Below are 10,056 nucleotides of genomic sequence, written 5' to 3'. Positions count from 1 at the left end.
GCGATGGGACGAACTCATGCCCTGGAACTGGTCCGCGCAAACCGCAGAGCGAGTGGCGCAAGCCGCGTAATCTGCGGCCTGCCGGCCACGCTTACCACTGCCGAGGCACTGACAATCTTGCATCTGCTACCGTCAAACTAATCGAGGAGCGGCGTTCCTTGCGACTAAGGCAGCAACAATCGCTAGGAAGTTGATTTACTAATAAATCAACGATAACACATGCGGCGGGGGGTCTATTCCTTACCAAAACAGCAACGTCGCGTCGCCTTCACAGCGCGAAACCGAACCTGACAAGGCTCATGATCATGACAGAATGCATATCGTGCTGGCGGCTGAAGGATTTCGTTCCAGGCGGTGGTAAAAGGGCATACGCTGCTTTAGGTGCTGGCGAGGGCTGGATTGCAGACGAAGCGCCGAGCGATACATATCTGGCGTTGGTCGCAGCCGGTCGCTTAGTCCACCCCTTTGTAGGGCGTCACGAGGCAGCAGCAGCCTGGGTGCGCGACCGTGAATGGTGGTGGTACGTCGAGATCGAATTGGCCGCGGCGGCCCCGCATGAGACTGTCGAGCTTGTCTTCGACGGTCTCGACACCTTCGCTGACATCTGGCTCGATGGCGAAGTGCTGGGTCGCGCGGACAACATGTTTCGCAGTTGGCGTTTCGACGTCGGAAGCGTCGCGACGGGGCGACATCACCTCGCGGTCTGTTTTCACCCGCCCTCGATCATGACGGGCAGCCAGCCGCTACCGAACTGGAGCGTCGCCACCGATCGGATCACCCGTTCGCGTCGCACAGCGATGCGCAAGGCGCAGTTCGGCTGGGGCTGGGACTGGGGTCCTGATCTTCCGACAGTCGGGATCTGGAAGCCGGTGCGGATCGAACGGCGGCGATCACCCGTCGTCCGTAGCATCAACTTCTCTACGCTCGCGGTCGACGACGGCGTGGCGCGTATTGCCATCGATATCGACCTGACCGAGGCTACCGACGTGGCGATTGATCTCGTTTCACCCAGCGGCGCCATGGTTGCTCGAACTTCGCGGCACGGATCTGGCGGTCTCGAGATGACCGTTCCCGACGCGCAGTTGTGGTGGACCAGCGACCTCGGCGACCAGCCGCTTTACACCCTCGTAGTTCGTATCGACGGTGCGGACGACTATCGTAGACGGGTCGGCATCCGGACCATCGTCATCGATCGGTCGCCCGACCCCGACGAACCCGGCACCACCTTCTTCCGCTTCGTTCTCAACGGCGTGTCGATCTTTGCCAAGGGCGTGAACTGGGTTCCAGCTGGTTCCTTCGTCGGAGCGGTCGCGGCAGGCACTTATCGCGATCTACTCGAGCGCGCGGTCGGCGCGAACATGAACATGGTCCGTATCTGGGGCGGCGGCATCTACGAGCCCGACGGCTTCTACGACGCGTGCGACCGGCTCGGCCTGCTCGTCTGGCAGGATTTCATGTTCGCGAACGGCCCCGATCCCGACGACGATCCGGCGTTTCTCGAGAACGTCCGTGCCGAGGTGCGTGAACAAGTGGCACGACTGCGGCACCATCCGTGCCTTGCGGTTTGGTGCGGAAATAACGAGAGCCATGGGATTCACTGGCTGCAGCAGGAGTTGACCGGGGTCTCGGAGCGACATGTCGGGCTCGTCATCTACGACGAAATCATTCCTGCGGCGTTGGGCGAGCTTGATCCGGTCACTCCATGGTGGCCGAGTAGCCCTTGGGGCGGTCCCAGTCCGAACAGCATGCGCGGAGGCGACGTGCACAACTGGACGGTCTGGCACGGCTTCCCGCCCGTCCCTGACGTCGAGCTCGAAGGCGGCTATGAGACAGTGTCAGAAGGCGTCGCGTTTACGCGTTATCAGGAGGACAAGGCCCGCTTCGTCAGCGAATTCGGTCTTCAGGCAGCGCCCGCCCTAGCCACGCTCAAGCGGTGGATGGCGCCCGAGGATCTGGCGCTTGGCTGCGCCGGCTTTCTCGAACGTATCAAGGACGAAGCCGATAAGGCCAAGGCCATGATGATCCCGGTCACCGGCCTGCCTCAAACAGTCGTCGACTATGTCGACTACACGATGCTTGCACAGTCCGAAGGCCTGAAGTTCGGCATCGAACATTATCGCCGCCGAAAGCCGCACTGCTCGGGTGCGTTGATCTGGCAGCACAACGACTGTTGGCCCTGCGTGAGTTGGAGCCTCATAGACTATGATGGCGTCGCGAAGGCGGGCTGGTATGCCGTGCGCCGCGCCTTTGCCCCCGTACTCGCCTCGTTTCGGCGCGACGGTGATGCTGTCGAGCTATGGATTACCAACGATACGCTTGCACCCGTGAATGACGTCGCGACGGTCACCTCGACACGATTCGACGGCGGCGAAAGCGAGTGGCGGCATCAGGTACAGATCCATCTCGCCGCGAATTGCAGCGTGTGCGTCTGGCGCGGTTTGGCAGCGGATGCCGTCGACCGCCTCATTACGGTACGTAGCCGTTATGACGTTTTTCCAGCCAATCGACTGCTGCTGTCTCCGGTGAAGGACTTGGCGCTCGCTAGCGATCCTGGTTTGGCTGCGACATGCTCGAGCAATGCGGTCGCACTGCATGTGACCCTGTCAACCGATCGTTATGCGCTTGCCGTGCAACTGACTGCCGAAGATCCGGCGCTGCGCTTCACGGACAATCATTTCGATCTTGCCACCGGTGAAGAGCAAATCGTGACGGTCACGAATGCTAACGGCGCGCCAATACACCCGAGCCATATCGCTTTCGCCTGTTGGAACCAGCGCGAGCCGAAACCACTCCCAGATGCGTAAGCAAGGATTCTATATCATGACCAGATGCCCCGTCCTCGTACGCCGGATATTCTTTCGGTCGCTTGTGGCGATCATGGCGACGATGCCCGTCATGGCCGCCCAGGCGGAGAAGCCGTCCGCGCCGCCACCGGTCGCACCAGACTATCAGGGCGACGATGCATGGCTGGCATTCCCAGGTCGCAATGGGCTTGAGCGCTCGACGCCGCCCGGTCACAAGGCGGTGGATGAGAAAAGTGCGTCGGCCGACGTATTCTTCATTCACCCCACCACCTATCGCGGGAACGATGTCGAGAACGCACCCTACACTCAGTCCGAAAAGGTGGAAGAGTTGAACGGTGCGGTGCTGCTGGGACAGGTCAGCGCATTCAACGGATGTTGTCGCCTCTACGCGCCTCGCTATCGCCAGACGTCCGTCGCCGCTCTCAATCGGCCCGCAGCGTCCGACCTTGCATATTCCGACGTCTCGGCAGCCTTCCGCTACTACCTAAAGCACCATAACAAAGGGCGACCTTTCATCATTGCGTCGCACAGTCAGGGCACGCAACACGCCGCGACCCTGCTTCAGCGCGAAGTTTTGGGCAGACCGGTGCAATCGCGATTGATCGCCGCCTATCTGATCGGCGGCTATGTGCCTGACAGCTTTGCCGAAATAGGTTTGCCGATCTGCGAAACCTCGCGTCAGACCGGATGCGTGATCTCTTACAATGCCGGCAAGCAAGGTTCGCGGCTCGCGCGTCTGGTGATTGAAAACAAGCGCTACTGGTGGCAGGGCAAGATGATTGACCACGACCAGGCCCCGGCGGTCTGCGTCGATCCGCTCGGCTCAGGTCCGGGAGGCTCTTCGCCGGCAACGGCCAACTTGGGCAGCCTACCCTTCCCCAAAATGCCATATCCCGAAAAGGCGGCTCCGCTACCTGCACTGGTGCCGAACCTGACCGGCGCGACGTGCCGGGCCGGCATGCTCGAGGTCAAGCTGCGATCGCCGCAACCCACCGGATTCAGCGACAAGCTGACCTTCTTGGCCGGGAGTTACCACCGTAACGATTACGGCTTGTTCTACGCCAACCTGCGCGGCGATGCGATCGGGCGGGTCGATGCGTGGAGAGCGACGCAGGGTCGTCGCTGACATGATCATCGCCAGAATCCTTGAAGAGGCTGGCGCGCATCGCCAAAAGGCGCTGCATATGCGAACATGTCGACGATGAGCGCCATCTTTGCGCGCGCTGGGAAAACATATGCCTACTAAGGTCAAGCCACGCCGCACGAAGGCCGAACAGCGGGAGGAAACGCTAGGTCATATCCTCGATGCCGCCGAGTATCTGTTCGGCCTTCGCGGTCTCTATGGCGTAACGCTCAAGGAGGTTGCGGCACAGGCGAATACCCATACGTCCCTGCTGCACTATTATTTCGCGGACAAGAAGGCGATGTTCGACGCGGTCTTCGCGCGACGTGCCGGCGTGACGGCAGATCGGCGATCGGTCGCGCTTGACGAGTACATGAAGGGCCGCGTCGATCCGCCTTCGGTGGAGGGCATCTTGCGCGCGTATCTCGACACCGATCTTGACCTCTACATGACTGGGGGTGAGGGGTGGCGCAATTATGCTGCGCTTGGTGCCCAAGTCGCAATGGCGCCGGAGTGGGGCGCCAAGCTGTTCGATACGCATTTTGACCCTGTAGTGCGCAAGATGATCGGCCTGCTTAAATTGGCGCTGCCGAATTGCCCGGAAGAGGACCTCTTCTGGGGATATCACTTCGTAAGCGGCGTTCTGGTGCATTCGCTTGCTAGAACGGGCCGCATCGACGTCCTGTCGGACGGGCTTTGCCAATCCTCGGATTTTGACGCTATCAAGGCACGCATGGCCCGCTTTCTTGCATTCGGCTTCGAGGGTATCTGTCGAGACCGTGCGGAGGAACGGTCCCAAAGATCGACCAAGTAATCAAGCAGCATCGACGTAGTTGGGCGGATGTTACAACCTAGTCCATCTTTTATCGTTGTGGATTGCTCTGGACGAACGTGTCTAGCTGTTGAATAGACGAAACTATTAAGCAACGCCACGATATTAGTGTAATGTAAATACTGAAAGCTTGGCTGGAGCCAGTTCGATGCTACGACGAAGTCTGTGACTTAGCGTTCTCTAAAATTACCATCATTCAAGAATAATATGTCGCGCTGCGCAATTATTGGGCCCATCGCGCGGATGGAGATTTGTATTTCCACAAAACCGTTTCATGTTTCAAAACCATAATTGGCAGACGGAGTTACGGAACGCTGGGACTGTTAAAAAAGCGTTTTCCCTGAGTTAGCATGCGCTTAGCAACACAAATCCCGTTCGAACAGGGTCGGTAACAGCGAGATTGAACACCTCGTCTAGGAGGTCAGACTCTGGTTGGACCCCATTAGTGATTGGTCTGGCTTACCCGCGTGGATCGCTGAGTGAACCTCTGCCTTTAGAGGGCAATCACGGTATTCGTGGTGAGGGTCCCCCGGTTTCTCATCCAGCCTAAAGGTGAGTTTCCGGCGTTCATTCGGCCGCTTTAATGGCCGCGGCAGCGGCATATTCGACTGGCGTCATCCAGCCAAGCGATGTGTGAGGACGCCTTCCGTTATAGTCCCGTTGCCAGGCCTCGATCTTGGCTCGGGCGTCGGCGATGGAGAGGAACCAATACGCGTTCAGGCATTCGTCGCGAAGGCGATCGTTGAACGACTCTACGAAGGCATTGTCCGTCGGTTTGCCCGGTCGGCTGTCAGCCTTTTCGACGAACTGGGTGACCACAAACTTACTCGTGCGGTCAATGCCGACGAAAAGGTAGAGTTTGCCTTTGGCTGTCTGAACCTCGGCGATATCCATTGAAAGAAGCCGATCGGGTAGCGCTTGAAGCGCTGTCGCTTTGGCTTGTCGCCCTCGATATCTGGCAGACGGGATATGCCGTGCCGCTGCAGGCAGCGGTGCAGCGCTGACCGTGTCAGATGCAGGATCGACGGCTGCAACGCATATAGGCAGTCATTCAGCGGCAGCAACGTATGACGTCGGAACGCGACGACGGCCGCCTCCTCGGCTTCTGTCAGGGTCGTGAAATGAGGGGCCTTCGGCCCGGTCTTCAAATCCTCGACCGTCGCCCGCTTCCGCCATTTCGCCACCGTCTTTGGGTTGATCCCAAGCTCCCGGCTCAGCGTCGAGAGCGAAGCTTGCGATCGCTGTATTGCTGCTCGGACGGCGTGCGTGGTCGTGGCGCACCCGTGACGTACTTGTCCCATACGGCTTCCTTCCATTCCGACGAAAGGATCGCACCATCAAACCGTGGGATCAAACAGTGACGAATAGCGCGCTCGCCTTCCCAATCAGCCTCCTCAGCGCAGAATGCCTAATCCGCCATATTCGTTAGTCCGATCGAAATTGATAAAAACTATCGATTTGCCGTATGATTAAAGCGCATTCATTGAGCATCGATAAACTAGCAACGCGTCAGATATCGCGTGCGGAGAGGTGTAGCGTGACGGCTTCGTCAATCGATCAGATTCTGTTCAAGCCGTGCTCGGGCGATTTTGGGCCTGCCGATGAGTCGAACAAGGCACCGCCTGCGATTGCAGTGAACAGACCGAATTTTACGATACTCCCACAGGACTTTGTATAAATGATAAAGCGCGGTGTCAGCCTGTACTCGTTTCAGGAGGAATTATTCCAGGGCCGGATGAGCGTGGAGGACTGTATCGCGTTCGCCGCCTCCATCGGCGCACGTGGCATAGAAATCCTGCCCGAGCAGAACATGCCCGGGTTTCCCCATATCTCCGATCGCGAGATCGGCGAGTGGAAGGACATTGCGGCGCGGCATGACTGCGAGTTCACATGCTACGACATGTTCCTAGATACCAAGCTTCGCTCAGACCGCTTTATGACTGATGACGAGCAAGTCGTGTCGATACGACGTGACCTTGATCTGTGTCATCGGCTGGGCATACGCAACATGCGCGTGCTGGTGTTCGTGCGCCCCGACATTCTGGAGCGTTGCGTGCCGTACGCCGAGGAGGCCGATGTCCATATGGGTGTGGAGGTCCACGCCCCTTGGCACATGGAGCATGCCTGGATCCTGCGTACCGTGGAAGTCGCCGATCGGCTCGGCACGCGGCACCTAGGCCTACTGCCGGACATGGGCATCTTTATGAAGCACTATCCGCCCGTCTGGCGCGCTCGGTTCGAGCGCGAGGGTGCGCGGCCGGAGGTCGCTCAGTTCATCGTTGATCAGCATGAAGCCAAGATCATGGCTGAATACACGATCTACGAAGTCGCTGTCCGCATGAAGGGTAATCCTGCCGAAGTCAGGATGGCTGAGACGCTGCGGCATTCGCCTTATTCGAACCCGAAACGCATCGCCGACTACATCCCCTACTTCCGGCACATTCAGGCGAAGTTCTACGAGATGACGCCGGACTGCAGCGATCCGTCCCTCGCGTACGACGAGGTGGTTTCCGAACTCGTAAAGGCAGGATGGGACGGCTACCTTTCCAGCGAATACGAAGGGAACCGCTGGGTTCAGGATTTCGAGGAGGTCGATAGCCGAGAGCAGGTCCGCCGTCAGCACTTGATGTTCAAGCGGCTACTCACCGATGCCGGACAGGAGGCAGCATAATGTTCGACAAGTATCTCATCAGTCCCGGCAGCCTTCGCAACACGGGACCGAACAATTCACCGGACGGCTTCGCGTTCAAGGCGAAGCTTGGCTACTACCGTGGTTTGGGGCTGTCCATGATCGAGGAGCTGAACGTCTCAATCGACGGGGAGGCCATAGCCCGGGAGGCCGTTCGCTTTGACGAGGGCGCTGGCGCCCTTACGCTCGACGAGATGACCAGCGCCTACGACCGCCGCTGGCCGTTCGGTGCCGAGGCGACGATCCTGGTCGCATTTCCGGGGGGCTTTCCAAGTGGCGAGCACGAGTTGTCGCTCCAGCAGAAGCTGCGCGTATCTTACCTCCCGTTCCCGTCATTCAACTCGGATCGCAAGACGGTAAGCCTGTGATCAAAGGTCGTTCGGGCCGGTTTCGCGCACGCGCTCAGAGTGTGGACGGTCGCCTACGATGAACCGCCGGATCCGTATGGGAATGGTCGGTGGTGGGCCAGGCTCCTTCATCGGTCCCATTCATCGCATCGCGGCCGAACTCGATCGCGAGATCGAATTGGTCGCGGGCGCGTTTGCCACCGACGTCGAACGTTCCGTCGCAGGCGGAGCATCTTATTCGATTCCCCGCGAACGGTCTTATGCCTCGCTTGATGACATGCTTGCGAGCGAGGCAAACCGGGCGGACGGCATCGAGATGCTTGCGATCGCGACGCCCAACCACAACCACTTCGCGTCCGCCTGCGCAGCGCTTAGCGCTGGCGTAGCCGTCATGTCGGACAAGCCGCTGACCGCTACTCTAGCCGAAGCTCGTGAATTGGCGGAGCTGGTCACTCAGGCCAGCGTGCCGTTTGGCGTGAGCTACACTTATTCAGGCTATCCGCTGGTACGGGAAGCCAAGGCGCTTATTGCCGCCGGAGGAATAGGGACGATCCGCAAGATCGTTGTCGAATATTCACAAGGCTGGTTGGCCGGTGTCGCCGAGGGCAAGCAGGCGGAATGGCGGGGGGACCCCTCGCGAGCGGGCGGCGGCGGCTGCATTGCGGACATCGGCGTTCATGCCTTCCATCTGGCCGAGTTCGTCTCGGGGCTTCAAGCAACGCACGTCCTCGCGGATCTCGGGACAGTTGTACCTGGCCGGTTGCTCGACGATGACTGCGCGTTGCTGCTTCGGTTCGGGCAGGGGGTACGAGGCGTGCTCATTGCCAGCCAGATCGCGATCGGCGAGCGCAATGGGCTTCGCCTACGCGTCTATGGCGATCAGGGCGGCATCGATTGGCGACAGGAAGACCCTAACCGGTTGTGGCTCAAACTTGCTAATGGCCGAACCGAACTGATCCAAGCCGGCGACGCCGCACTTGGTGCGGATGCGGCTGCAGCCAGCCGTACGCCGGGCGGGCACCCCGAGGGCTACCTCGAGGCTTTCGCCAACATCTATCGCGACTTTGCCCGCGCCATGCGCGGCGAACCCGCCCCGTTGCTACCTGGCGTGGCTGCCGGACTGCGCGGCATGATGCTGATCGACACCGCGGTCCGCGCCAGTCGTGACGGGTCGGGCTGGGTGGCATTGACCCTGTGAGGACGACGCTATGAAGACGATCAAAGGACCGGCTATCTTCCTCGCGCAATTTGCGAGCGATGCGGCACCGTTCCACAGCCTTGCAGACATCGCGCGTTGGGCAGCGGGTCTGGGCTACCGGGGCGTGCAGATTCCCACTTGGGACTCGCGCTTTCTCGATCTCGATCTCGCAGCCGAGAGCCAAGACTACTGCGATGAGGTCGCAGGAACGCTGGCGGCGCACGGTATCCAAATTACGGAGCTCTCAACCCATCTGCAGGGACAGCTGGTTGCCGTGCACCCGGCATACGACGCACAATTCGACGGCTTCGCTCCTACCCAGGTGCATGGCGACCCGGCAGCGAGGCAACGTTGGGCTGTAAGCCAGCTGGAGAAGGCCGCGATTGCCTCTAGGCACCTTGGCCTTTCGGCGCACGCGACCTTCTCCGGCGCGCTGGCGTGGCCCTACCTCTATCCGTGGCCGCAGCGTCCCGCCGGACTGGTAGACGATGCATTCGATGAACTTGCGCGACGTTGGCGACCCATTCTCGACAAATTCGAGGACAACGGCGTGGACGTGGCCTTCGAGATCCATCCCGGAGAGGATTTGCATGACGGGATCACGTTCGAGATGTTTCTGGAACGCGTTCATAATCATCCACGCGCGAACATCCTGTACGATCCGTCGCATCTTCTGCTGCAGCAGCTCGACTATCTGGCGTTCTTGGACATCTATCATCAGCGGGTGAAGTGCTTCCACGTCAAAGACGCGGAGTTCCGGCCGAGCGGCCGGTCCGGAGTATATGGTGGTTATCAGAACTGGATAGATCGTCCCGGGCGGTTTCGATCACTGGGCGATGGACAGGTGGATTTCGCGCAGATCTTCTCCAAGCTAGCGCAGTACGATTTTGATGGTTGGGCGGTGTTGGAATGGGAATGCGCCTTAAAGCATCCCGAACGTGGCGCGGCCGAAGGCGCGCCGTTCATTGATCGACACATCGTCCGCGTGACCGATCGGACCTTTGACGATTTTGCTGCGGGGGGTAGCGATCGTGCGCTCAACCGCCGCCTAATGGGGATTTGA

Annotated in this window: 7 protein-coding genes and 2 pseudogenes; 7 read left to right on the top strand and 2 right to left on the bottom strand. The window is 59.7% G+C overall.

The window, feature by feature from the left end; genetic code table 11:
• Window positions 1-299: 299 nt before the first annotated feature.
• The 3 genes from C8J42_RS17235 (at window position 300) to C8J42_RS17225 (ending at window position 4,741) form a co-directional block, all read left to right on the top strand.
• Entirely contained in the window at window positions 300-2,804 is a 2,505-nt protein-coding gene (locus tag C8J42_RS17235; RefSeq protein ID WP_133021063.1) for a glycoside hydrolase family 2 protein, read from the top strand.
• A gap of 73 nt (window positions 2,805-2,877) precedes the next feature.
• Complete coding sequence (locus C8J42_RS17230) at window positions 2,878-3,930, top strand: DUF3089 domain-containing protein (RefSeq protein ID WP_165895534.1); 1,053 nt, start codon at window positions 2,878-2,880, stop codon at window positions 3,928-3,930.
• 109 nt (window positions 3,931-4,039) lie between these two features.
• Window positions 4,040-4,741 carry a TetR/AcrR family transcriptional regulator gene (locus tag C8J42_RS17225; protein ID WP_133021061.1) on the top strand — a complete coding sequence of 234 codons (702 nt, stop codon included), beginning with the start codon at window positions 4,040-4,042 and terminating at the stop codon, window positions 4,739-4,741.
• A gap of 585 nt (window positions 4,742-5,326) precedes the next feature.
• Here the strand turns inward: C8J42_RS17225 and C8J42_RS17220 are convergent.
• A pseudogene (locus tag C8J42_RS17220) lies at window positions 5,327-5,548 on the bottom strand (transposase); the annotation flags it as partial.
• A gap of 30 nt (window positions 5,549-5,578) precedes the next feature.
• Window positions 5,579-6,060, bottom strand: a pseudogene (locus tag C8J42_RS17215) (IS481 family transposase); the annotation flags it as partial.
• Between the two features lie 377 nt (window positions 6,061-6,437).
• Between C8J42_RS17215 and C8J42_RS17210 the strand changes: the two are divergent.
• The 4 genes from C8J42_RS17210 to C8J42_RS17195 are packed head-to-tail and all read left to right on the top strand — an operon-like array spanning window position 6,438 to window position 10,056.
• Window positions 6,438-7,430 (top strand): TIM barrel protein, encoded by a 993-nt coding sequence (locus tag C8J42_RS17210; RefSeq protein ID WP_243644562.1) that lies wholly within the window; start codon window positions 6,438-6,440, stop codon window positions 7,428-7,430.
• Window positions 7,430-7,816 carry a DUF6379 domain-containing protein gene (locus C8J42_RS17205; RefSeq protein WP_133021060.1) on the top strand — a complete coding sequence of 129 codons (387 nt, stop codon included), beginning with the start codon at window positions 7,430-7,432 and terminating at the stop codon, window positions 7,814-7,816. Before C8J42_RS17210 ends, C8J42_RS17205 begins: the two co-directional genes overlap by 1 nt.
• A 58-nt stretch (window positions 7,817-7,874) precedes the next feature.
• Window positions 7,875-8,993: a Gfo/Idh/MocA family oxidoreductase gene (locus tag C8J42_RS17200; protein ID WP_243644561.1), complete on the top strand. Its 1,119-nt coding sequence runs from the start codon at window positions 7,875-7,877 to the stop codon at window positions 8,991-8,993.
• Window positions 8,994-9,003: 10 nt separating this feature from the next.
• Window positions 9,004-10,056, top strand: a complete 1,053-nt coding sequence (locus tag C8J42_RS17195) for a sugar phosphate isomerase/epimerase family protein (RefSeq protein WP_133021059.1) — start codon at window positions 9,004-9,006, stop codon at window positions 10,054-10,056.

Source organism: Sphingomonas sp. PP-CE-1A-559, assembly GCF_004340965.1.
Taxonomy (GTDB): Bacteria; Pseudomonadota; Alphaproteobacteria; order Sphingomonadales; family Sphingomonadaceae; genus Sphingomonas.
Note: the sequence above shows the minus strand (reverse complement) of the source record. Positions and strands in the feature narration are given on the sequence as shown.